The organism is Actinomadura sp. NPDC048394, from assembly GCF_040651755.1.
In the GTDB taxonomy this organism is placed as follows: domain Bacteria; phylum Actinomycetota; class Actinomycetes; order Streptosporangiales; family Streptosporangiaceae; genus Spirillospora; species Spirillospora montaniterrae.
In genome coordinates, this window is record NZ_JBEZJL010000016.1 from 116,296 (window position 1) to 139,715 (window position 23,420).

The 23,420-nt window shown below is 71.3% G+C and carries 22 protein-coding genes and 1 tRNA gene; 13 read left to right on the top strand and 10 right to left on the bottom strand.

Annotation, left to right across the window (positions count from 1 at the left end; genetic code table 11):
• Positions 1-164: 164 nt before the first annotated feature.
• Together AB0C78_RS13825 and AB0C78_RS13830 are read right to left on the bottom strand one after the other, a co-directional pair.
• Positions 165-240, bottom strand: a tRNA-Lys gene (locus AB0C78_RS13825).
• 43 nt (positions 241-283) lie between these two features.
• Positions 284-1,570 carry a cytochrome P450 gene (locus tag AB0C78_RS13830; RefSeq protein WP_360746660.1) on the bottom strand — a complete coding sequence of 429 codons (1,287 nt, stop codon included), beginning with the start codon at positions 1,568-1,570 and terminating at the stop codon, positions 284-286.
• On the opposite strand from AB0C78_RS13830, the gene AB0C78_RS13835 reads away from it, so the two are divergent.
• Positions 1,550-2,002, top strand: coding sequence for a PaaI family thioesterase (locus AB0C78_RS13835; protein WP_360746663.1), 453 nt, complete (start codon positions 1,550-1,552; stop codon positions 2,000-2,002). The genes AB0C78_RS13830 and AB0C78_RS13835 overlap by 21 nt on opposite strands.
• 1 nt (position 2,003) lies before the next feature.
• A complete protein-coding gene (locus AB0C78_RS13840) occupies positions 2,004-2,705 on the top strand; it encodes a dienelactone hydrolase family protein (protein WP_360746666.1) in 702 nt (233 codons plus the stop codon).
• A gap of 45 nt (positions 2,706-2,750) precedes the next feature.
• Here the strand turns inward: AB0C78_RS13840 and AB0C78_RS13845 are convergent, their stop codons facing one another.
• A complete protein-coding gene (locus AB0C78_RS13845; protein WP_360746669.1) occupies positions 2,751-3,608 on the bottom strand; it encodes an ADP-ribosylglycohydrolase family protein in 858 nt (285 codons plus the stop codon).
• Positions 3,605-6,238, bottom strand: coding sequence for an AAA family ATPase (locus AB0C78_RS13850; RefSeq protein ID WP_360746672.1), 2,634 nt, complete (start codon positions 6,236-6,238; stop codon positions 3,605-3,607). Before AB0C78_RS13850 ends, AB0C78_RS13845 begins: the two co-directional genes overlap by 4 nt.
• A gap of 101 nt (positions 6,239-6,339) precedes the next feature.
• On the opposite strand from AB0C78_RS13850, the gene AB0C78_RS13855 reads away from it, so the two are divergent.
• A complete protein-coding gene (locus tag AB0C78_RS13855; RefSeq protein WP_360746675.1) occupies positions 6,340-7,413 on the top strand; it encodes an alkene reductase in 1,074 nt (357 codons plus the stop codon).
• 100 nt (positions 7,414-7,513) lie between these two features.
• On the opposite strand, the gene AB0C78_RS13860 is transcribed toward AB0C78_RS13855, so the two are convergent.
• Positions 7,514-8,065 (bottom strand): C40 family peptidase, encoded by a 552-nt coding sequence (locus tag AB0C78_RS13860; RefSeq protein WP_360746678.1) that lies wholly within the window; start codon positions 8,063-8,065, stop codon positions 7,514-7,516.
• Positions 8,066-8,934: 869 nt separating this feature from the next.
• On the opposite strand from AB0C78_RS13860, the gene AB0C78_RS13865 reads away from it, so the two are divergent.
• The 5 genes from AB0C78_RS13865 (at position 8,935) to AB0C78_RS13885 (ending at position 12,644) form a co-directional block, all read left to right on the top strand.
• Positions 8,935-10,284, top strand: coding sequence for a family 1 glycosylhydrolase (locus tag AB0C78_RS13865; RefSeq protein ID WP_360746681.1), 1,350 nt, complete (start codon positions 8,935-8,937; stop codon positions 10,282-10,284).
• Between the two features lie 92 nt (positions 10,285-10,376).
• Complete coding sequence (locus AB0C78_RS13870) at positions 10,377-10,772, top strand: SCO5389 family protein (RefSeq protein ID WP_151539980.1); 396 nt, start codon at positions 10,377-10,379, stop codon at positions 10,770-10,772.
• 230 nt (positions 10,773-11,002) lie between these two features.
• Complete coding sequence (locus AB0C78_RS13875; RefSeq protein ID WP_360746684.1) at positions 11,003-11,644, top strand: nucleotidyltransferase; 642 nt, start codon at positions 11,003-11,005, stop codon at positions 11,642-11,644.
• Positions 11,641-11,877, top strand: a complete 237-nt coding sequence (locus tag AB0C78_RS13880; protein ID WP_192808723.1) for a BON domain-containing protein — start codon at positions 11,641-11,643, stop codon at positions 11,875-11,877. The genes AB0C78_RS13875 and AB0C78_RS13880 overlap by 4 nt, the downstream gene beginning before the upstream one ends.
• Positions 11,874-12,644 (top strand): metallophosphoesterase, encoded by a 771-nt coding sequence (locus tag AB0C78_RS13885; RefSeq protein WP_360746688.1) that lies wholly within the window; start codon positions 11,874-11,876, stop codon positions 12,642-12,644. Before AB0C78_RS13880 ends, AB0C78_RS13885 begins: the two co-directional genes overlap by 4 nt.
• Positions 12,645-12,822: 178 nt before the next feature.
• Here AB0C78_RS13885 and AB0C78_RS13890 read toward each other — a convergent pair whose 3' ends face one another.
• Positions 12,823-13,836, bottom strand: a complete 1,014-nt coding sequence (locus tag AB0C78_RS13890; protein WP_360746691.1) for a DNA topoisomerase IB — start codon at positions 13,834-13,836, stop codon at positions 12,823-12,825.
• A gap of 7 nt (positions 13,837-13,843) precedes the next feature.
• Positions 13,844-14,692, bottom strand: a complete 849-nt coding sequence (locus AB0C78_RS13895) for an SDR family oxidoreductase (protein ID WP_360746694.1) — start codon at positions 14,690-14,692, stop codon at positions 13,844-13,846.
• Between the two features lie 164 nt (positions 14,693-14,856).
• Between AB0C78_RS13895 and AB0C78_RS13900 the strand changes: the two genes are divergently transcribed.
• The 4 genes from AB0C78_RS13900 (at position 14,857) to AB0C78_RS13915 (ending at position 19,073) form a co-directional block, all read left to right on the top strand.
• A complete protein-coding gene (locus AB0C78_RS13900; protein ID WP_151539976.1) occupies positions 14,857-15,630 on the top strand; it encodes an SDR family NAD(P)-dependent oxidoreductase in 774 nt (257 codons plus the stop codon).
• An 8-nt stretch (positions 15,631-15,638) separates the two neighbouring features.
• Positions 15,639-16,403 (top strand): crotonase/enoyl-CoA hydratase family protein, encoded by a 765-nt coding sequence (locus AB0C78_RS13905; protein WP_360746697.1) that lies wholly within the window; start codon positions 15,639-15,641, stop codon positions 16,401-16,403.
• 384 nt (positions 16,404-16,787) lie between these two features.
• Positions 16,788-17,882 carry a hypothetical protein gene (locus tag AB0C78_RS13910; protein WP_360746700.1) on the top strand — a complete coding sequence of 365 codons (1,095 nt, stop codon included), beginning with the start codon at positions 16,788-16,790 and terminating at the stop codon, positions 17,880-17,882.
• A 108-nt stretch (positions 17,883-17,990) separates the two neighbouring features.
• On the top strand, positions 17,991-19,073 hold the full coding sequence (locus tag AB0C78_RS13915; protein WP_360746703.1) for a hypothetical protein: 1,083 nt from the start codon (positions 17,991-17,993) through the stop codon (positions 19,071-19,073).
• 467 nt (positions 19,074-19,540) lie between these two features.
• On the opposite strand, the gene AB0C78_RS13920 is transcribed toward AB0C78_RS13915, so the two are convergent.
• On the bottom strand, positions 19,541-20,614 hold the full coding sequence (locus AB0C78_RS13920; protein WP_360746706.1) for a right-handed parallel beta-helix repeat-containing protein: 1,074 nt from the start codon (positions 20,612-20,614) through the stop codon (positions 19,541-19,543).
• Positions 20,615-20,882: 268 nt separating this feature from the next.
• Entirely contained in the window at positions 20,883-21,308 is a 426-nt protein-coding gene (arfB, locus tag AB0C78_RS13925) for an alternative ribosome rescue aminoacyl-tRNA hydrolase ArfB (protein ID WP_360746709.1), read from the bottom strand.
• A gap of 95 nt (positions 21,309-21,403) precedes the next feature.
• Here arfB and AB0C78_RS13930 point away from each other — a divergent pair, with 95 nt between their 5' ends.
• Complete coding sequence (locus AB0C78_RS13930; protein ID WP_360746712.1) at positions 21,404-22,237, top strand: oxygenase MpaB family protein; 834 nt, start codon at positions 21,404-21,406, stop codon at positions 22,235-22,237.
• 192 nt (positions 22,238-22,429) lie between these two features.
• Here the strand turns inward: AB0C78_RS13930 and AB0C78_RS13935 are convergent, their stop codons facing one another.
• On the bottom strand, positions 22,430-23,323 hold the full coding sequence (locus AB0C78_RS13935) for a trypsin-like peptidase domain-containing protein (protein ID WP_360746715.1): 894 nt from the start codon (positions 23,321-23,323) through the stop codon (positions 22,430-22,432).
• Between the last annotated feature and the right edge of the window lie 97 nt (positions 23,324-23,420).

The following is a 23,420-nucleotide window of genomic DNA, read 5'->3' on the forward strand; positions in this document are numbered from 1 at the left end:
CCGGGGTTTGCCTTCCAGGCTGGATGTGTGGCGGGGGAAGGCTGCGGGGCCGGGACGGTCCCGGGACGGGCCCCACGAGCAGCCCTCGAGCCGACCTGGGGACGAACCGGAGCAAACCAGGCGGCGGACATACCGGGCATTCTCGCGTTTGCCCTGGTCAGGGGTGGTGGGTCGCGTGGGACTCGAACCCACAACCTACGGATTAAAAGTCCGGAGCTCTGCCAATTGAGCTAGCGACCCGTCCAGCAAGCGTACCGAGAGCGGGGCGGGGTTCGCGACGGGGTTACCGGGCGGAGGTGAGGCGGACCGGGAGGTGCTTGAGGCCGTTCTGGAAGTTGGACGCGAGGCGGACGGCGGGGCCGGTGCGCTCGACGTGGAGGGGGAGGAGTTCGCGGAAGACGGCGCGCATCTGGGTGCGGGCCAGGTGGGCGCCGAGGCAGAAGTGGGGGCCGAAGCCGAAGCTGACGTGGTCGTTGGGGGTGCGGGAGACGTCGAAGCGGTCGGGGTCGGGGAAGACGGTCTCGTCGCGGTTGGCGGACGCGTGGTAGACGACGACCTTCTGACCGGCCTTGATCTCGTGGCCGGAGAGGGTGAGGTCGCGGGTGGCGGTGCGCCGGAAGTCCATGACGGGCGGCCAGTAGCGGAGCATCTCGTCGACGGCGGTGGGCAGGAGGGACGGGTCGGCGCGGAGGCGGGCGAGTTCGGACGGGTGGTCGAGGAGGGTGAGCAGGCCGCCGGGGATGCCGTTGCGGAGGGTCTCGTTCCCGGCGACGGCGAAGAGGAAGAACATGTTCTCGAACTCGTGGTCGGTGAGACCGCCCTCGAGCATGCGGGACATGATGTCACCGCCCGGGTTCTCCTTCTTGACGGCCGCGAGCGCGTGGGCGTAGGCGAACATGTCCGCCAGGGCGGTGTAGGAGCGCGGGTTGACGGGGCGGCCGTCCGGGTGGGTGAACGAGGTGGGGCGGTACTGCATGGCCTTCTGGGCCATGGGGCTCATGGACGCGGCGTCCGCGGTGGAGAGGCCGGCGTACTCGTCGTCCTGGTAGCCGATGACGCGGGACGCCCAGTCGTACAGGAGCCGGCGGTCTTCGTCGGGCACGCCCATGATGTGCGCGAGCGTCCATACGGGCAGGTCGGCGGCCAGTTCGACGAAGTCGGTCTCCTTGCCGAGGGCCGAGGCGATGAGGGCGCGGGCTCGTTCGTCGATGGTCCGCTCCAGGGCGCGGACTGCGCGGGGGGTGAAGGCGGCGGCGACGATGCGGCGCAGGCGGGAGTGGTCGGGCGGGTCCTGGTTGAGCATCATCGCGCGGACGAACGCGAGGTCCTCGGGCGTGTCGGGGTCGCGGATCTGGGTGGCGCCGAGGTTGGACGAGAACAGCTCGGGGGAGCGTAGAACGTGTTTCACGTCGGCGTGCGAGAAGACCGCCCAGTAGCCGGTGCCGGCGGGCCAGGAGCCGACGGCGGGTTCCGGGATCCAGGCGACCGGGGATTCGGCGCGCAGTTTCCTGAACACGTCGTAGGGGACCCCGGTGGCGTAGGTGGCGGGATGGAAGATCTCCTCGTGCATGCCCACAGCGTGCATCATGACGGTGTGACGGTGAAGCCTGAGGACGCTGCCGGGATCCTTCGTGACAACTTCGCGCCCTGGGTGCTGGAGTTGGGGCTCGTTGTAGAGGAGGTGGGGGACGGGTCCGCGGTGCTGCGGTTGCCGTGGTCGGAGCGGCTGGCGCGGGAGGGCGGCGCCATGTCGGGGCAGGCGCTCATGGCGGCCGCTGATACGGCGGTGGTCATCGCTGTAGCGGGGGCCAAGGGCGGCTTCGTGCCCATGACGACGGTTCAGCTCAACACCGCGTTCATGCGGCCCGTGGTGGGGACGGACGTCCTCGTGACGGTGAAGCTGGGCAAACTGGGCCGGACGCTGGCGTTCGCGGACGTCGTCATGGCGACGGACACGGCGACCGTCGCGCAGGCCAGCGCCGTTTACGCGATCATCGGGTGACATGAGCCGAATCGAAACGGTGAAGGTGCCGGACGGCGAGTTCCGGCTGCACGTGTGGACGCCCGCAAGCGCGCGCGGGCCGGGGATCCTGCTCATCCAGGAGATCTTCGGTGTGGGCGAGTACATGGAGGCCGTGGCCGGAGACCTGACGGCCATGGGCTACGTGGTGGCCGCCCCGGACATGTTCTGGCGGATCACGCCGAACTGGACGACGAAGCACACCGAGGAGGCCCTGCCTAAGGGGATGTCCATGGTGTCCCAGTTCGACTGGGACAAGGGCCAGGACGACGTGGAGGCCGCGCTAGGGGCGCTCAAGGGCCTGCCCGAGGTGGACGGCCGGGTCGGCGTGCTCGGTTTCTGCTTCGGCGGGACGCTGGCGTATCTGCTCGCCACACGGGCCGAGACGGACGCCGTGGTCTCGTTCTACGGCAGCGGTGTCCCGGGTGCGCTCGGAGCGCTGGACGCGGTGCGGTCGCCGCTGCAGTTCCACTTCGGCGGGTCCGACGAATACATCCCGAGGGAGGACGTCGCGGCGGTGGAGCGCGCTGTCGCGGGACGGGACAGGACGGAGATCCACGTCCAGGAGGACGGCGGCCATGCCTTCCACAACCGGAAGGCGCCGATGTTCTACCAGCCGGAGCCCGCGGACCGGGCGTGGCGGCTCACGGAGGACTTCCTCCGCCGCTACCTGCCCGTCTCGTAGCGCGGCCTAGTAGCGCGGCCTAGTAGTGCGGTCTAGTAGTGCGGCCTATAGGCACCACCTGGGCAGCGGCTCGGTTTCGGTGAGCCAGGCTGCGGGCGGGTGTCCGACGATGCCGCCGACTATCGCGCAGGTGGTGTCGATGTCGCCTCCTGCGGCGGCCGTCGTCCAGAAGGCCCGCTCGTAGTCGTGCAGGTGCCGGGCCGCCGCCCACAGGGTGAACGGCACCGTGTCGTGTGCGGCGACCTGGCGGCCGTTGCCGAGGACGGCCGCGGCGGTGGCCGGGTCGCCGATGGTCAGCAGCCGACGTGCTTCGGCGATGCCTTGGCGGACCGTGCCCTGTGGTGTGCGGGCCAGTACCTCGTCGAGGAAGCCGCCCGGTGACGGCTTGCCGGGCGCGATCGCCGTGGCCACGGCTACGGCGATCGCGCCCGCAATGGCCTCTGGATGGGGGTGTGTTACCTCCGCGGACAAGGCCGCCTGGTGAGCGGCCTCTGCCGGGTCCCCGGCGAACCAGGCCCCTACAGGCGCCACGCGCATCGCTGCGCCGTTTCCCCAGGAGCCCATGCCGTCGAAGGGTTCGCGGGCGAGAGTCCGCCAGTCGCCGCCCTCTCTTACGAGCCGCAACAGGCGGCCGGTGGACGGGCCATAGCCGCGGTCGAAGTCGTGGCGCTCGGCGAAGCTCGCTGCGAGGGCGTCCTGGTCGATGGCGCCGTGCTTGCACAGGACGAGGTGGATGGACGCGGCCATTTCGGTGTCGTCCGTCCACTGCCATGGCCCTGGGGGAAGCGTCTGGTTCTCGTAGGCGGGGCGGTTCTCGGGGACGAAGAACTGAGATCCGAGCGCGTCCCCTACGGAGAGGGCTAGAAGCGCGGCGTGCGAGCGGTCCGCGGCGGGTGCGGTCATGTGGTGGATGGTTCCAGGGCGAGGCGGGACAGCTCCTTGCGGGAGGAGATCCCGAGCTTGGGATAGGCCTTGTAGAGGTGGTATTCGACCGTCCGGCGGCTGAGGAACAGTTGCGCGGCGATCTCGCGGCTGCTGATGCCCTCCGCTGCGAGCCGGACGACCTGGAGTTCCTGCGGGGTGAGGCGGTCGAGCAGCACGGGCGCCGTGGGCGTGGATGCAGAGCCGGATTCACCGGTCGCACGCAGTTCGGCGCGCGCGCGGTCCAACCACGGCTTGGCGCGGAGCCGCTCGAAGACCTCCATGGCGGAGCGAAGCGGCGTACGGGCGTCGGAACGGCGGCGCGCACGGCGTAGCCATTCCCCGTACAGGAGTTCTGTCCGTGCCTTCTCGAACGGGCGGGTTGCCTTCTCGTGCAGGCGGACGGCCTGTGCGTACGCGTCCTCGCTGTCATCCAACAGGGCCTCGCACCGGAGCGCGATGGCCGAGGCCCACGGCTGCTGCACGGCATCGGCCCAGGCGCGGAACCGATCGAACGGCGCGCGCGCCCGCTCCGGCTGTCCCGCACGCACGGCCACCTCTACGAGGTCCGCTACGGCGAGCATCGCGTCCGCGCTGTAGCGGTGGTGCACGGACTCCAGATGACGGAGCGCGTCGTCGTACCTTCCGAGGCCGAGTTCGAGAAGGCCCAGCGCCCCGTCGGACCGCTCCGGCATCTCGCGCAACCGCGACTCGTCGCCCTCCACCGCCGCCACGCGGGCGAACACCGCGGAGAGCCGCCAGTCGCCGCTGGGCAGGCCCGTGTCGCAGGCCAGCGAGATCGCCTCGATCAGCGTGGCCTCCGCGTCCGCGTGCAGGCCCGTCGCGACCTGCGCCTGCGCCTGCGTCCGCAGCACGCCCGGCAGCGCTCCGATCAGGCCGTTCAGCCGGCAGCGCGCGGCCTCCACGGCGGCCAGCTCCAGCGCCGCCTCGTCGTCGCCGAGGACCAGCGCGAGCCCCGCCGCGTCCTCCGGGCCGGCGGCCGCGCGCGGCTCCGGGGTGCTCGTGCGCGCCTCCGCGACCAGCGCGGCGAGCAGCGGGACGCCGCGCGCGAGGTCGTCGCCGGCGAGGTGCGCGAGGCCGCCGACCATCGCGTCGCCCGGCAGCGCTTCGGCGGCGCGCAGCAGGGCCGGCGTCTCCCCGGCGGTCCACGCATAGGTGGCGCCCGTCCGCAGCATCGCGGCCTTGTCGTCCGGCTCCGCATAGGCGGAGTGCTCCACCATCATGCGCGCGGCGGTGCGCCGGTTACCGCGTTCGTACTCGACCACCGCGCGCACACGGCCGAGCCTGGCGAGCTCAGCGGGTTCGTCGGTGAGCGTGCCCGCTCTGGCGGCGAGGTGTTCCGCCTCGTCCGGTCGACCGGCCTGGAGCATCATGTTGGCCGCGGCGCGCAACCGTGCGGCCTGCGCGTCCCGGGCAGGGGTGAGGTCCGCCGCCTGCTGGTAGAGCCTCGCCGCCGTGACGTACCCGGTGCGTTTCCGCGCGCGCTCTGCGGCGTCCTGCAGATCCACCGCGACGTCCTCGTCCGGCCCGAGAGCCGCTGACGCGCGGTGCCGCGCACGGCAGTCGGCGTCCTCGGAAGAGGACGCCAATGCCTGATGCACGGAGATGCGGCATGCCGCTACAGCGCCCTGGTAGACGGCGGCTCTGATCAGCGGATGGCGGAAGGCGATGGACCGTCCGCTCACCTCCACCAGTCCGTCCCGTTCGGCCTGCTCCAAGTCCTCTAGGCCGACCCCCATTTCCCGCGCGGCGCTCAGCAGGCTCGGCATGTAGCCGCGTCCTTCTGCCGCCGCGATGAGGAGCATCAGGCGGGTCTTCTCTGGGAGCTCATCGATCCGGCTCTGGAACCGCGCGACGACGCGATCCGCGACGGGCAGCGGACGGGACCCGTCCGGCAACCGGTCTCCGGCCATACCGAACTCGCGCAGCGCCAGCGGATTGCCGTCCGCGTCATGCAGGATCCGGTCCCGGGCGTCCCGCGACAGGCCGTGCTCGGCGAGGAACCGCACGGCGTCGTCACGTCCGAGCCGCTGCAGAGGCAGCTCGGGGAGGCCGGTGCCGGTGAACGCGTCGTCCCGCGCGGCGAACAGCATCACCACCGCCTCGGCCGCGAGCCGCCGAGCGGCGAACAGCAGCGCCTCGGCCGTCGCGCCGTCGAGCCACTGGGCGTCGTCGACCAGGCAGAGCACCGGGCCGTCCTCGGCGAGGTCGGCCAGGAGCGTCAGGACGCCGAGGCCGGTCGTGAACCGGTCCCGGGCGGCCGGGAGGTCGCCGGACGGCCCGGAGCCGCTCAGCGCGGCGTTCAGAGCCGCGGCCTGAGGTCCGGGAAGGCCGGCCAGGCGGTCGCGGACGGGCCACAGCAGTTGGTTGATCCCGGCGAACGCGATGCCCGACTCCACCTCGATCCCGGTCACGCGCAGGACGCGCGTCCCGGCGTCGCCCGAAGCGAGTTCCGCGGCGTGGTCCAGTAGCGCGGACTTGCCGATGCCCGCCTCGCCGCGCAGCAGCAGCGCACCGCTGCGGCCCTCGTCGCGCGCCCCCGCGAGCAGGGAGGAGATCCGCGCCTGTTCGTCGTTTCGCCCGTAAAGCACGACTACAAAGTACGGGGCGTACTACCGAAACCTTACTGATTCGCCGTGCGGCGGCCTGCTCGTAGCTTCTTCACCAGCGAGAACGCCACTAGGAGGACGTCATGCACGAACTGTTCGAGGAGCTGTCGGCCGGGAAGCTGGAGCTGTCCAACCGGTTGGTGATGGCCCCGATGACGCGCAGCAGAGCCGTCCATGACGGGAAGGTGACGGCCCTGCAGGCCGAGTACTACGCGCAGCGGGCCGGCGCGGGCCTCATCATCACCGAGGGGACGCAGCCCAGCGTGCGGGGCCAGGGCTATGTCTGGACGCCGGGGCTGCACAGCGACGAGCAGGTGGAGGCGTGGCGGGCGGTCACCGACGCCGTCCACGCGGAGGGCGGCGTCATCTTCGCGCAGCTCATGCACACGGGACGCGTCGGCCACCCGTCACTCTATCCGGACGGTGGGCTGCCCGTGGGGCCGTCCCCGATCGCCACGGGCGAGAAGATGTGGACGCCGGAGGGCATGCTCGACCACCCCGAGCCCCGCGAGATGACCCTCGACGACATCGCCGAGGCGGTGGCCGACTTCGCCGCGGCGGCGCGCAACGCCATCGCCGCCGGGTTCGACGGCGTGGAACTGCACGGCGCCAACGGCTACCTCATCCAGCAGTTCCTGGCGGACGGCAGCAACAAGCGGACCGACGCCTACGGCGGCACCATCGAGAACCGCATCCGCTTCGGTGTGGAGGTGGCGAAGGCCGTCGCGGACGCGATCGGACCGGACCGCGTCGGGTTCCGCGTGTCGCCCGGGAGCGTCGCCAACGGCGTCAGTGAGAGCGACACCGGCGAGCTGTACGACGCCCTAGTGGCGGCACTGGCGCCCTTGGGGCTCGCCTACCTGCACATCATGGAGCTGGGCGACCGGGAGAGTACGCGCCGCATCCGTGCCGCCTGGCCCGGCACGCTCATCCTCAACCCGCACCCGACGCTGGAGTCGTTCTCGTCCACACCGGAGGACGGTGTGGAGGCGCTGAGGGAGGGCGTCGCGGACGCCGTGGCGTTCGCCCAACTGTGGCTCGCCAACCCGGACCTTCCCGCCCGCATCAAGGCGGGCGGCCCCTACAACGAGGGCGACCGCGCCACCTTCTATGGGGGCGACCACCGCGGCTACACCGACTACCCCACCCTGTCCTAGACGGGGCTCAGGCCGAGGGCCCCGCGCCGGTGTCGACCGGTACGGGGCCCTCGCCTGTGCGCGCGCTTGGGCTTGAGCCCAAGCGTGCTCTATCCCCGGTTTAGTAGCCGGGGCGGACGCCGCCGTTGAACTGGCTCTTGTAGTAGTGGGTCAGCTTGATCTTCTTCACGTGGGAGCCGGAGTGCGGCGCGTGAATCATGTAGCCGTGCCCCACGTAGATGCCCACGTGCGTACGGCCGCTGTAGAAGAAGAGCAGGTCGCCCGCCTTGGCGCCCTTCCAGGAGACCTTGTGCTTCACCGCGCGATAGATCTGCTGGGTCGTGCGCGGAAGCTTGACGCCGGCCTTGCGCCAGGATCCCTGCGCCAGGCCCGAGCAGTCCCACGAGCCCGGCCCGGAACCGCCGTAGCGGTACGGGTCGCCGATCTGCTTGTAGGCGTACTTGACGGCCACGGCCGCGCGCTTGCTCTGCGCGGCGGCGCGGGACTTCGCGGACGCGGCCTTGGTGGTCGCGGTCTTCGTGCTCGCGGTCTTCGTGCTCGTCGCCTTGGCGGCCGTCGCCGTGAGCGCGACGCGCTGCGGGACGTTGGCCGAGGCTCCGGCGGGACCCGCCGCCAGGAGCGTCGCTCCGAGCGCCGCGGTCGTGGTGAGCACGAGCCCACCGGCGGTGATACCGATCTTCAGGGGGTTTCGGGGGGTATGCAGGATGACTCCAGATCTCGCGGGTGATGCCTACCGGGGCAGCCGTCATCCCGCGCTGAGCGCTGGATGTTCGGGATGCGCCGCGGCCGCCCGGTGCCCGCGGCGCCATGGGAGGGCGCCGCGGCCGGCGAGCCGCTTCCGGCTCCGTGCTTCTCGTCTGCACGGATGAGGCGATCGACGCGGGCGTGCTCTGATGGCGGCGCTCTAGGGGCGTCCTGGTGGACGGTGCCCGGCCGCTCTTCGCCGAGAGGCCGGACGCGTGCCGCCGCCGCGCGTCGGTGCGTGTTCTGTTGTCCGAGCGGCCCGTCGTGCCGCATGAACCGGGCAGGAACGTAGCCAGACTCCAGCGGCGCAGGCAAATCTCAGGTAGATCACGAACCTTCCCGGACGCATGCGACGGAAGTGGTGCCCTCCGTGCGGCCTGCGCAAATCGAGATCATTTTCCGCGATTTGTGAAGTGGGTCACAACCTGCGGAAACGCTGGGCGATTCGGTGATCTGGACGCGCGTCTCGGGTCGGGTTATCCACAGAACACCGTTCTGGTTCCGTGGTCCGGGCGGCGGTGTTCGACTGGTGCGGTCCCGGATTTCACGGTGCTTTCCGCGTCTGGCGAGGAGATCGATCAATGGCCGCGAATGTGTTAATTGCATCACTTCGCTCCACCGCTCTGTGGCGGATCGAGGACGCTGCGTTGCCGGATCCGGCCACGGCCCGGGGATTGACGGCGGCGCCTCCCGGCCCTGTAGTCCGAGAGAGATTCATGTCCGGTGCCCGGAGGGAGTCCCGTGTTCCGCAGGTCCGGCAGAACGCGTCTCGCGCGCGTGCTCCCCGCTCTCGCCCTCGCGGCCGCCGTCACGGTGACCGCCTCACCCGCCGCCCATGCCCGTACCGGCCCTGCGCCGTCCACTGCCAAGGCCCCCACGACCGCCAAGTTCCCCCAAGGGTTCCTCTGGGGCGTCGCCACGTCCGGCTTCCAGGGCGAGGGCTCCTTCCCCGACAGCAACTGGACGCGCTACATCAAGCGGAAGGCGCCCGGCATAAGCGACCCGTACAAGAAGTCCGTCGACTTCCTGCACCGCTACCCGGGCGACGTGGAACTCGCGCGCAAGCTCGGCGTGAACGTGTTCCGCACCTCGATCGAGTGGGCCAGGATCGAGCCGAAGCGAGGCGTCCGCGACCCGAAGGCGATCGCCTACTACGACGACCTCATCCGCCGGATCCGCGCCGCCGGCATGCGGCCGATGATCACGCTGGACCACTGGGTGTACCCCGGATGGGTGGCCGACCAGGGAGCCTGGGACGACCCGAGGACCCAGGCCGACTGGCTGCGCAACGCCCGGTTCATCGTCGACCGCTACAAGCGCCAGGGCGTCATCTGGATCACCTTCAACGAGGCCAGCGCCTACATGTACAAGGAGCTGACCATGCGGCCGATGGGCCTCGGGCAGCTCGCCGCCATGCGGACCGCGCTCACGAAGACCCACCGCGCCGCCTACGACATGATCCACAAGCTCGACCCGGGCGCCCCCGTCTCCACGAACGTCGCCTACGGGACGGCGCTGAACGGCATCTTCGACGCCGCGCTGTTCAACGACGTCACCGACAAGCTCGACTTCATCGGCATCGACTACTACTACGGCGCCAACGCCCAGAACCTCACCGCCGGGTACGCGCTGACCGGCGAGTTCTGGAAGATCGACCCCGAGCCGGAGGGGCTGTACTACGTCCTCAAGAGCTACCAGCGGCGGCTGCCGAAACTGCCCGTGTACGTCGTCGAGAACGGCATGTCCACCGACAACGGCAAGCCCCGGCCCGACGGCTACACGCGCAGCGAACATCTCCGCGACCACATCTACTGGGTGCAGCGGGCGATGGCCGACGGCGTCAAGGTGATGGGCTACAACTACTGGAGCCTCACCGACAACTACGAATGGGGCAGCTTCGAGCCGCGCTTCGGCCTGTACACGGTGAACGCGCTGACCGACCCGTCCCTGGCCCGCCGTCCGACCGACGCCGTCGCGACCTATCGCTCGATCATCGCCGACCGGGGCGTCCCGGCCGGATACGTGCCGGTCCGCCGACCGGGCTGGTGCTCGGTCGAGGACCCGGTCGCCACCTGCTTCGGCACGACCCCGACCCCGCCGGCCGCCTACCGGGTCCCCGCCGGCTGACGCCCGGAAATCGCCGCCTCTCACTGCTGGAATGATAATCATTTTCATGGCACCCTGAATCCGTCCGCACCACGGAGGAAGGGAGCACGGCCATGTCCTTGACCGTCGACGACCGGCTGCTGGAGAAGGCGATGCGCGGCGAGGTGGACGACGCCTCGTTCGTCGCCTGCGTCCGCGACTCGCTGCCCTACGCATGGGAGGTCATCAGCGGTGTCGTCGCCCGGATGCGGGACGGCGGCGCCGGATTCGCCGACAACCGGACCCCGCCGCCGGACGAGCGGGCGCGCGGCCAGCTGCTGCGCGTCCTCGCCAGCGACGCGATGCGCGGCGCCCTGGAACGCCACTTCGGCGTCCGCCTGGCGTTCCAGAACTGCCACCGCGTCGCCGCGTTCGACCTGACCACCGACGGCGCCGCCGCCCGCTACGAACGCTTCGTCTCGCCCCGCGCCCAGCTCCTCAACCAGTCCCCAGACCTAGTCGACTGCTGACCCGCCAGCCCGCCCCTGCCCGCAGCCCTGGGCCACGAAGGGGTGCAACCGAAGGAAGAGGGGTGAGGTTGGGGGGCTTGGGGCTGGGCTTGGTTCGCCGGGGTGGGGGTGGGGGTGGGAGCTTGCCTGGTCGCGGGGCGATGAGGGCGCCGCCGGGCAGGGGTGGGGTGGGGCATGAGGCGGGGTTTCTGGGGTACCGGCGCGGTGAACGCTAGGAAACAGGGGTTCGCGTGGGGGATGTGCAGGCCGGGACGAGGCGCGCGGGGAGCGTGCCGAACCTCGGTGTGGTCCGGGGCAGCGGGTCACCGGGCCCGGGCGGCGCCGGGGACGGGCTGCTCCTGAGCCTCAAGCGGGCCGCCGCCGCGCTGCGGGACGCGGGGGTCGACTACGCGCTGGCGGGCGGGTTCGCGGCGTACGCGCACGGCGCGGCGGTGTCCACGCACGACGTGGACTTCGTGGTGCGGGAGCGGGACGTCGATGAAGCGCTCACCGCGCTCGCCGGCGCCGGCATGGGTCACATGGACAGCCCGGAGAACTGGCTCGCCAAGGTCTGCGACGGGGAGCACCTCATCGACCTCATCCACACGCCGTCGGGCCGTCCCGTGAACGGTGCGCTGCTGGGGCGGGCCACGGAGATGGCCGTCGGCGCGGTGTACATGCCGGTGCTGCCCGCGACCGACCTGGTGATCATGCGGTTGATGGCGTTCAGCGAGACCGCGTGCGACTTCAGCGGATTCCTGCATGTCAGCCGGGCACTGCGGGAGCAGGTCGACTGGCCGTACGTGGCAGAGGAGACGGCGGAGTCGCCGTACGCGTACGCGTTCCTCGCCCTGCTATCCCGTCTCGGCGTCATCGAAAGGGGCGTGCCGTGACCGAGTACCTGCCGGCGCACATCCAGGAGACGCTCGCGGCGCGCGCGCACGAGCTCGGCATCCGCGTGGACGTGCGGGGGGACGTCGTCCATCTGCGCGGCGAGGTCGCCAGCGAGGAGCAGCGCCGCGAGGTCGAGGAGGCCGCCCGGGTGGCCGCGGAGGGGCACGAGATCTGCAACGAGGTGCACGTCGTCGCGGTGCCGGAGCCCGAGGGGGAGGAGAGGCTGTCATGATCCGTGTGGCGGCGGCCGGGGACCTGCACGTGGGGGCCGACATGGCCGGGGTGTACCGGGGACGGCTCGGGCAGCTGGCCCGGCAGGCGGACGTGTTCCTCGTCGCGGGCGACCTGACCAGGCACGGGACGGTCGAGGAGGGCCGGGTCGCGGCGGGCGAGCTGCGGGACCTCGGGGTCCCGGTGATCGCGGTGCTGGGGAACCACGACTACCACTCCGACAGCGAGGAGGAGATCGCGGACGTCCTGCGCGAGGCGGGGGTGACCGTGCTGGAGGGGGACGGGACGGTCGTGGACTGCGACGGGTCGCGGCTCGGTGTCGCCGGCGGCAAGGGCTTCGGCGGCGGGTTCGAGGGGAAGTGCGCGAGCGACTTCGGCGAGCCGGAGATGAAGGCGTTCATCCGGCATACCAAGTCGTTCGCCGACCGGCTCGGCACCGCGCTACTGGAACTGGACGCGGACCTACGGGTGAGCCTCACGCACTACTCGCCCGCCGAGGACACGCTCGAGGGCGAGCCTCCGGAGATCTACCCGTTCCTCGGCAGCTACCTGATGGGCGAGGCGATCGACGCGGCGGCGCCGGCGCTGGCGATCCACGGGCACGCGCACAAGGGGACGGAGAAGGGGATGACGCAGGGCGGCGTCCGGGTGCGGAATGTCGCGTTGCCGGTGATCCAGCACGCCTACGCCCTGTACTGCCTGGAACTGCCGCACGCCGCCGACACGTCGAGCCCCGACCGCACCGAGGAACGAGTCTCCGCCTGGTGATTCCCGGGGGTTCTGCGGGGAGCTCGCTGGGTGTGTCGTGAGGAGTTGGTTTCCGCCTGGTGATTGCTTGCTGGGTGTGTTTGGGGCGGCGTCTCTGTGGGGTGGCGGCTCCTGGGCCGGCTGAGGAGTGCGCGTCCGGCTGGTGACTGACCTCGGGATTCGGATGGGGGTGGTGGGGTCAGGGTTTTAGGAGGGATTGGACGGCCTGTTCGACGGGGCCCTGGGTGGCGAGTTCGCCGGGGGAGGCGTCCACGCCGAGTTTGGTGAGGGCGGGGGCGATCGTCCGGCCGGACTCGTAGAGGGAGATGATGCGCGGGTCGATGTAGGAGGCGCGGGCCACGGCCGGGGTGTTGCCGAGGTAGGCGGCGACCTCCTTGACGACGCGGACGACGGCCTTGCGGCGGGCGGTGTCGCCGGTGCCGGCACGGGTGGAGACGGCGAGGCCGACGGCGGCGAGGACGGTCGCGTGCCAGGTGCGGAAGTCCTTGGCGGTGAAGTCGCCGCCGGTCACCTCGCGGATGAACGCGTTGATGTCGGACGCGGTGACGTCGTGCCAGCCGTTGCGGGTCCGGTAGGCGAGGAGTTCGGGGGAGCCGTCCTTGCGGCGCATCAGGCCGGCGACGACCTTGCAGACGTTCTCCTCCGCGACGGACTGGTACCGGTCCTTCGAGCCCTTCGCCGGGTACTCGAACGTGACCTGCCCGCGGCGGCAGGTGACGTGCTCGCGCAGGACGGTGGCGAGGCCGAACGTGCCGTTCTCCGCGGCGTACTCCTCGCTGCCGATGCGGAAGAAACCGAGGTCGATGAGCCGGACGGCGGCGGACAGCACGCGGTCGCGGCGGTAGCCGCGGCCGGCGAGGTGCCGGGCGAGCGTCTCGCGGACGTCGGGGAGGCGTGCGGCCAGGTCGAGGACGTGGTCGTGCTTCTCGCGGTCGCGCTGCTCGCGCCACGCCTCGTGGTACAGGTACTGGCGGCGTCCGGCGGCGTCGGTGCCCATCGCCTGGATGTGGCCGTCGGCGTCCGGGCAGATCCACACGTCCTGCCAGGCGGGCGGGATGACGAGGGCGCGGATCCGGGCGCGCTCGGCGGGGTCGTCCAGGGCGCGGCCGTCGAGGCCGAGGTAGGTGAAGCCCTTGCCGCACCTGCGCCGCGCGAAACCGGGTTCGGAGGGGTCGCTGCGCTGGAGCTCCATGGGCGCCTCAGCCCGGATGGATCTCGCCGCCGGCCGGCACCAGCGTCTGGCCGGTGTAGTAGGACGACTGCCGGTTCGCGGCGAAGAAGACGTAGGAGGGGGCGATCTCGTCGGGGTCGGCGGGGCGGCCCATCGGGGCCTGGCCGCCGAAGCCCTCGACCTTCTCGGCATCGAAGGTGGCGGGGATCAGCGGCGTCCAGACGGGCCCGGGGGCGACGCAGTTGACGCGGATCTCGCGGTCCATGAGGTTCTGCGCGAGGGAGGTGGCGAGGGTCATCGCGGCGGCCTTGCTGGCGGCGTAGTCGATCAGCGTCTTGTTGCCGCGCAGCCCGTTGATGGACCCGGTGAAGACGATGGACGACCCGGGGCCCATGTGGTCGAGGGCCTCCTGGACGGTCCAGAACAGCGCGTACACGTTGACGGCGAACGTCCGCTGGAGCTGCGCGTCGTCGATCTCGCGGACGTCCTTCACCGGGGTCTGGGTGCCGTGGTGCAGGACGAGGACGTCGAGTCCGCCGAGGTCGCGGACGGCGTGCCCGACGACCTCGCGGCAGTGCCGTTCCTCGGCGAGGTCACCGCCGAAGGTGAAGCAACGGCGTCCTTCGGCCTCGACGAGGGACCTGGTGTGCCGGGCGTCGTCGTCCTCTTCGAGGTAGGTGAGGGCGACGTCGGCGCCCTCCTTGGCGAACGCGACGGACACGGCGCGGCCGATCCCGGAGTCGCCGCCGGTGACGAGCGCGCGCTTGCCGTCGAGGAGACCGCTGCCGGTGTAGCCGCGCATCTCGTCGCGGGGCTCGGGCGTCATGTCCCCCGTGCGGCCCGGGTAGGACTGGCTCTGTGCCGGAGGTTCGGTCATGCCGGACGGGTGCCCGGGGCGTCTCCGGGCAAACGTCCGCCGTATTGTGACTCCCGAGTAACATCGCGCCCGGGCAATCCGCCGGGGTGTGAGCAGAACGCCGGGATGACGTCTGGGTAACATCATCCCGAACCACATTCGGTCCCTCACGTAAGGTGCTGCTTATGGACCTGAACGGAGTTTCCGCCGTCGTATCCGGTGGCGCGAGCGGCCTCGGTGAGGCCACCGTGCGCGCGCTGGCCGCCGAAGGCGCCAAGGTCGTCGTCGCCGACATGAACGAGGACAAGGGCAAGAAGGTCGCCGACGAGGTCGGCGGCGTCTTCGTCAAGACCGACGTCTCCAGCGAGGAGCAGGTGCAGGCCGCCGTCCAGGCCGCCGTCGACACCGGCGCCCCGCTGCGCGTCATCGTCAACAGCGCCGGCATCGGCTGGGCCTCGCGCACCGTCGGCCGCGACGGCACCCCGCACGACCTGGCGTCCTACGAGACCGTCATCCGGGTCAACCTGATCGGCACCTTCAACCTGATGCGCATCGGCGCCGCGGCGATCTCCAAGACCGAGCCCGCCGACGCCGACGGCGCCCGCGGCGTGGTGATCAACACCGCGTCCATCGCCGGCATCGAGGGCCAGACCGGGCAGATCGCCTACTCGGCCTCCAAGGGCGGCATCATCGGCATGACGCTGCCGGCCGCCCGCGACCTCGCCGCGATCGGCGTCCGGGTCAACACCATCTGCCCCGGCATCATCGACACCCCGATCTACGGCGAGGGCGAGGCCGCCGACGCGTTCAAGGCCAAGCTGGCCGCGCCGGTGCCGTTCCCGAAGCGGATGGGCAAGGCGTCGGAGTTCGCGCACCTGGTCAAGTCCCTCATCGAGAACGACTACATGAACGGCGAGACCATCCGTTTCGACGGTGGCATCCGCTTCCAGCCGAAGTGAGGCACTGAATGACCGACGCTGTTCTCACCGAAGAAGACGGCGCCGTCCTCATCATCACCATCAACCGCCCGGAGGCCCGCAACGCGGTCAACGGCGAGGTGGCGAAGGGGATCGCGGCGGCCCTGGACGAGCTGGACTCCCGCAAGGACCTGTCCATCGGCGTCCTGACCGGCGCCGGCGGCACGTTCTGCTCCGGCATGGACCTCAAGGGCTTCCTCACGGGCGACAACCCGACCGTCGAGGGCCGCGGGTTCGCCGGCATCACCGAGCGTCCGGCGGCCAAGCCGCTGATCGCCGCGGTGGAGGGCTACGCGCTGGCCGGCGGCTGCGAGGTCGCGCTGTCCTGCGACATGATCGTGGCCTCCCGGGACGCCCTGTTCGGGCTGCCCGAGCCGAAGCGCGGCCTGGTCGCCGCGGGCGGCGGGCTGCTGCGGCTGCCGCAGCGCATCCCGTTCCACATCGCCATGGAGATCGCCCTGACCGGCGACAAGTACCCGGCGGAGCGGATGGCCGAGCTCGGGTTCGTCAACCGGCTCGCCGAGCCGGGCGGCGCGCTCGCCGCGGCCAAGGAGCTGGCCCTGAAGGTCGCGGAGAACGCGCCGCTGGCGCTCGCCGCGACGAAGAAGGTCATCGTCGAGTCCGCCGACTGGTCGTCCGCGGAGGCGTGGAAGAAGCAGCAGGACATCACGCTGCCCGTCTTCACCTCCAAGGACGCGCAGGAGGGCCCGGCGGCCTTCGCCGAGAAGCGCAAGCCGAACTGGAAGGGCGAGTGACCGCCCCAGCCTGACCGCCCACGCCTGACCGCGCATGGTGCGTCGGACGCCCGGAGCCGCCCGGTTCCGGGCGTTCGTCGTTCCCGGGCGTTCGTTGTTCCCGGGCGTTCGTTGTTCCCGGGCGTTCGTCGTTCCCGGGCGTTCGTCGTTCCCGGGCGTTCGTCGTTCCCGGGCGTTCGCCGGTTCCGGGTGTCCGTTCCCGGGTCCGCGCACGGTGCCTGCGATGCCTCCGAGCTGGGCGACCCGGGGACCCGGCGGGGCATGCGCCTGAAGCCGCAGCCTGCCCTGACACGTCCTTTTCCGGCCGCCCGGCAGCTTTGTCTTACCTGGAAGTAAGGATCTCTTCTACGCTTTGCGCTGCGCTTGATGATCTTAGGAGCTCGCATGGAACGCAGAGCAGTGACTTCCGCGGTGACGGCGCTCGCGCTCGGTGCCGCGACGCTGGGCGGCACGGCCGCTCCGGCCTCGGCCGCGACCGGGTGGCACAGCGTCCCAGGCCACGAGTTGACCTATAACGGGAGCTTCGACCATTTCGCGTTCGCGTCGAAGAACTCCGCCTGGGCGGTCGGCGTGGGCGGGTCGTTCTTCGCCCCGCAGACGCGGATGGCCTGGTTCAACGGAAGCAGTTGGGTCGTCTACCGGCCCGACCGGGCCTTCATCCCGACCGATCTCGCATCGGGCAGCCCGCAGAAGGCCTGGGTGGTCGGCTACAACATGCGCGGGCCCATCGCCCTCTACTGGACCGGCGGCAGCACATGGAGGAAGGCGCCCTACCCGTCCGTCGGCCTGCCGGACCAGGTGGCGGCCGGCGCGGACGGCACCGCCTACTCGGTCGCCGGGGTCGGCGCGGCCGGCGGCGGCTCGAGCGCCGTCCTGCGCTTCGAGAAGGGGGCCTGGGTCGATGCGAAGGTGCCGCTGCCGCCGTCGTCCTCGATCACCGGCGTGGACGTCAAGTCCGGCTCCGATGTCTGGCTCTCGGGCACCGTCGCCTCCGACACGTCCGTCACCGGCCTGGTGATGCACTATGACGGCGAGAGCTGGAAGAGGATCGACGTCCCTGGGGCCCTCGGCGTTCCCGGGAACCAGGCGTCGCTGTACCGCATCGTGGAGAACTCGCCGACGAACGTGTGGGTCCTGCGGGTGCGGCAGGACGTGCGCACCACCACCAACGCCCTGCTGCACTACGACGGCAAGTCCTGGACGACGGCGGACGTCCCCGGGAACGTGACCGGCGTCGTGCTGTCCTCCGACGGCAAGGGGGGCGCGATCGTGGTGCCCATCAACAAGGGGAACGCCACCCGGTACCTGGACTACAACGGCGGTAAGTGGACGGCCACCACCGGACCGACCCGCACCGGGCCCGCGCAGGTGTCCGACGTGGCCGTCCGTCCGCACATGCAGCCGACCACGCTGATGAGCGTCGGCACCGTCACGCGGCGGGACGTCAACATCCCGTTCTCGGAGGCCTACACCTACTGATCGCCGGGGCCGGGCGGCCTGTTCTGGCCGCGCGGGAAGTCGGGCTTACTCGGAAGTAAGTCTTCCCGTACTCTTTGGCGTGCGCTTGAACTGATCTTGGGAGCTCATATGGGACGGAACGCGGTGACCGCCGCGGCCCTGGCCATCGCCTGCGGCGCCGGCACGCTCGCCGTGGCCGCCGCGCCCGCCCAGGCCGCCGCCGGGTGGAGGAACGTCGGCGGCGCCGGGCTGGCCTACGACGGCAGCCTCGACCGCGTCGACTTCGGCGCGACGAACGCCGGCTGGGCCGTCGGGGCGGCGGGCTCGTTCTTCAGCCCCCAGACGAAGATCGCCAAGTGGAACGGGTCGGCGTGGGTCGCGCAGGCGAGCCCGGTCGGGTTCACCCCGACGGACGTCGCCGTCGCGAGCGCGAGCAAGGCGTGGGTCGTCGGCTACAACCTCGGCGGCACCGTCGGCCTGTACTGGAACGGCACCAAGTGGAGCAAGGTCGCCTACCCGCTGGTCGGCCTGCCGGGCCAGGTCGCCGCCGCGCCGGACGGCACCGCCTACTCCGTCGCGGGCGTCGACGCGACCGCGGGCGGGCTCAGCGCCGTCCTGCGCTGGACGGGCACCGCGTGGGCGGACGCGAAGGTCCCGCTGCCCGCCTCGTCCGCGATCACCGCGGTGGACGTGAAGTCGAAGAACGACGTCTGGCTGGCCGGGACGACGTCCGCCACCGGCACGTCCGTGTCCGGCCTGGTGATGCACTACGACGGCAAGGCGTGGAAGCGGATCGCCGTGCCGGGCTCGCTCGGCGTCCCCGCCTACCAGGGCACCCTGTACAGGATCGTGGCGAATTCGCCGACGAACGTGTACGTGCTGCGCGTCCGGCAGAACGCCCAGATCACCAACGCGATCCTGCGCTACGACGGTAAGTCCTGGAAAACGATCAACACGCCGCTGAACACGGCCGGCATCGGGCTGTCCGCCGACGGCAAGGGCGGCGTGGTCATGCTGCCCATCACGACCGGTAACAAGACCCAGTACATGCACTACAACGGCACGTCCTGGACGACCCTCAACGGGCCCGCCCGCACCGGCACCGTCCAGGCGTCCGACGCCGACGCCCGGCCCGGCACCACCGCGGTCGTCAGCGCCGGCACCGCGACGCAGACGGGCAAGAAGGTGCCCTTCATCGAGTACTACGGCTGACCCCGCCGCACCGCGGCGATCCGCCCGCTCAGCGCGGCCGGGCACCGCGGCCGATCGACGGACTTCGGCCGGCCTCGGCCGGCCAGGTCCGGACGCCCGTCCCGTCCACCCCCGGGACGGGCGTTCGCATGTTCCCTTCCCCGGCCGGTGCCGAGGCGGCGGTGTCCCCGCGCGCGGGGAGCAGGTCCTGCGCGGACGCGGGCGTCGTCGCCTGGGCGCCGGCGCCCTGCTGCGCCGCGCCGGCCGCGACGTTCGGTAGGTCGCGGGGTGGGGCTGCTGGTCTTCGAGGGCGGCCGGATCCGGTTCTCGCGGTCGGCCGTGGCCACCGTCCTCGCCGAGGCGACGCACGTCGCGCGGGTCCACCGCTGGCCGGGGGTCGGCCGCACCGGCCGAGGGCGACCGGTGCGGCCGGTTCGCGGCGCGGGCGGCCGGTGGGGCCGGTTCGCGGCGCGGGGTGAACGGTCAGGTCAGCACAGGCCGGCCGGGTTGGACGTCCGGCAGAGGTTGCGGCGGAACCGGTTGGTCTTGCTGCCGCTGTTGTCGACCAGGTCGAACGGCGCGTTGCCGCGGACGACGTTGAGCTGGACGAGGTTGTCGCGGGCGGGCCGGTTCAGCGGCGGCGTCCCGCGGAAGAGCACGATGCCGCCGGAGTACGGGAGCGTGCCCCGGTTGTCCTTGACGACGTTCTTCTGGACGACGTTGTGGTCGCCGCCGAAGAACAGCACGCCGGTGCCGCCGAGCGGCGGGACCTCCTCGTGCGCGGCGCATTGCCGGTTGTTCTTCGAGACGTTGTTCTTCCAGACGTTGGTGTTGCCCTGGCCGCCCTTCTGGCTGTCGTCGACGAGGGCGACGCCGACGCAGTTCCCGACGAGGTCGTTGCCCCACGCCCTGACGTTGCGGGCGTGCCGGACGAGCAGGCCGATGGCGTTTCCGGAGGAGCGGTTGCCGGTGACGACCGTCCCGTGCGCGTTGGCGATGTCGCCGACGTAGAAGCCGGCCTCGTCGCCGTTGTCGAGGGCCCAGTCGTGCGCGAACCGCCCGCGGGTGGAGTTGAATTCCGAGATTCCATATTCGCCGTTGCCGGCGGCCAGGACGTGTTCGACGGTGAGGCGGTCGGTGAAGTGGCCGAATATGCCGTTCTTCGCGAATTTCCGCACGGTCAGGGCTTTGATGGTGACGCCCTTGACGGGATGGCCGGGGCGGCCGACGACGCAGATGCCGGTGCCGGCCCATTTGACGGTGGCGCAATGGTCGGTGCCGCCGGGCCGCAGCACGGTCTTGTCGCCTTCGCCGCGGATGGTGAGGCGCTTGTTGACCAGGACGCCCCCGTCGTAGGTGCCGCGGAGGAGCCGGATGGTGTCACCGGGCCTGGCCCGGTCGACGGCCGCCTGGATCGAGTGTCCCGGACGCACGACGTGGGTGCGGTGCCCGTGCCCGGACGCGCTGCCGTCCTGCGCCGACGCCTGTCCCGCGGATGCGAAGGGGGCGAGCCCGGCCAGCACGGCGACGACGCCGGCCGGACCCGCGATAGTCCATCTCATTCTATTTTGCTCCGTTTCTGGGTGATCTGCTGGCCGCGGTGCGCGTGCGCCCGCGGCACGGTCCCGGGGCGTTCGCCGTGGGAACCGCGCAGGTCATTCCGTCAGGCCGGAGAAACAAACATCGGCGGATCCGGGCCCGCCGGGCCGAGTTTGCCGTCGCTTTCGGCGTTGCCGGGTTTCCGCAGTCGATCGCCGCGGATGCCGTTCCGGCATTGCGGCTGAATGGCTTATTTCCGGCAATCTGCCCAGAGTGCCGGGGGCGGGCCGTTCAGTCCCAGCGGCGGGAGCGCTGGCGCTTGATGTCGGAGCGGCGCTTCTTGTTCTCCAGGCGCCGCTCGTTGATCCCGCGCGGGACCTTCTTGGGGATGCGCTTCTTCGGCGGCGGCGCCGTGGCCTCGGCCAGCAGCGCGCCGAGCCGGGCCCGGGCGGCGTCGCGGTTGCGCATCTGGGAGCGGTACTCCTCGGCGCGGATCGTCAGGACGCCCCGGACGAGCCGTCCGGACAGCCGCTCCAGCGCGCGCGCCTTGAGCGGCTCGGGCAGGGACGGGGACGCGGCGACGTCGAAGGACAGCTCGGCGGCGGTCGCGCTGGTGTTGACGTGCTGCCCGCCGGGTCCCGAGGAGCGGGAGAAGCGCCAGCCGAGCTCGGACTCCGGGATGGAGACCGAGCCGCGGACGTGGATGTCGTCGGGCATGCCCCGATTATCCCCGGCCGCGGACGATCATGTCGTCCGGTTTTCCGGCGCCCCGGGGGTGCGCGTCCTGCAAGTGCTTACTTACACTGATCGTCATGACCGAAGGACTGTTCTCCGACGACGACCTGATCCGCCACATCACCCGGGAGGGCGCGCTCATCGCGGCGGGCGGGGCCGCGTCGCTGCTGCAGACCGCGCACCCCCAGGTCGCGCAGGGCGTGTACGACCACAGCTACACCGCCGAGGACCCGCTCCGGCGGCTGCGCAACACCATGGGCTGGCTGTACGCGGTGCAGTTCGGGACGCGGGAGGAGGCGGAGACCTTCAGTGCGCTCGTCACCCGGGGGCACGATCAGGTCACCGGTCCCGGCTACCAGGCGAACGACCCGGAGCTGCAGGTGTGGGTCGCGGCCACGCTGTTCGCCGTCGCCGCGCAGTTCTACCAGCTGCTGTTCCGCCGCACGTTCACCGAGGACGAGCTGGCGGAGTTCTACGGCCAGACCAAGGTCTACGCCACGATCCTCGGCTGCCCCGAGGACCGGCTGCCCGCGACGTACCGGGACTTCCGCGTGTACTACGCCGGCATGCTCAACACCCTGAAGATCAGCGACGCGTCCCGGGCGATCGCCGACCAGGTGCTCAACCCCCGGCTGCCGGGCGGCCCGCTGAACGCGCCCGGGCTGGCGGCGATCCGGCTGATCACCGCGGGACTGATGCCGGCGCCGATCCGCGAGCAGTACGGCTGGAAGTGGAACCGGGCGCGCGCGCTGCGGTTCCGGCTGCTGATGGGGGCGCTGTCGGTGGTGTACCCGCGGCTGCCGGTGCGCGTCCGGACGCTGCCCCGCGAGTACTACCTCCGCACGACGCGGAAGATGCTGGCGAAGGCCACGTCCGGGCGCCGTCCCGCGATCCGCATCCCGTCCAGCTGACATTCCGTCCGCCCAGGAACTCCGTGCATGGGAACGGCCGCGTGACCCACAGGTAGGTCACGCGGCCGCTCTCCCATGCCGGAGCCGTCCCCAGTACCCGGCCCGGCCTGGGAACGGCCCCGCACACCGGGGCCGCCGCCCGCCCGCCCGCTCCCCCCAGAGCATGGACGGGACGGCGCTCCCCGGTGAGCCCTAGGCCGACGCGCTTGCGATGATCTTGTCGGCGGACTTCTTCGCCTGGTCGATCGGGATCGCGAAGCCGACGCCGATGTTGCCCGAGCTGCTGCCGGACGTGGCGATCGCGGTGTTGATCCCGATCACCTGGCCGGCGCTGTTCACCAGCGCGCCGCCCGAGTTGCCGGGGTTGATCGCCGCGTCGGTCTGGATCGCGTTCTCGATGACGGCCTGCTGCTGCTGGGACAGCCGTCCCTGCAGGCCGGGCGGCAGGTCCTGCTGGCCGCCGCCGGAGTCGCCCTCCTGGACCTGGCGTCCGAGCGCGCTGACGATGCCGGACGTCACCGACCCGCTCAGCCCCAGCGGGTTCCCGACCGCGAGGACCGAGTCGCCGACCGCTAGCTTGCTGCTGTCGCCGAGCGTCGCCGGCTTCAGCCCCGACACGCCCTGCGCCTTGATGACCGCGATGTCGTTCGCGGTGTCGGCGCCGAGCAGCGTGGCGTTCGCCGTCTTGCCGTTGCTGAACTTCACCGAGAGCTGCCCGCCGTCCGAGACGACGTGCGCGTTCGTCATGATGACGCCGTCCGAGCGCAGGATCACGCCCGACCCCTCGCTCTCGCTCATCTGCGACCGGCTCGTGATCGACACGACGCTCGGCTGCACGGCGGCCGCGACCTGTGCGGTCGTGCTCGCCTTGCTGGACGCGCCGGACACCGCGACCGGGCTGGAGTAGACGGTGCCGTGGTCGGTGAACGCCACCGCCATGGCCGCGCCCGCACCGCCCGCGCCGACCGCCAGCGCGGCTCCCGCGACCAGCGCCGCGATCTTCTGCCGGGCCGTCCACATCGGGCCCCGGCGGAACGGCTCGTTCGCCTCGGACGGGGGCACGCCCCAGTGCGGCGGCCCTGCCACACCCGCACCGCCGCCTGCGCCTGCGCTCGCGGGTCCACCCGCGCCGGTGCCTGCGGCGGGCATCGCGGCCCAGCCTCCGGGCTCCTGCCACGAACCG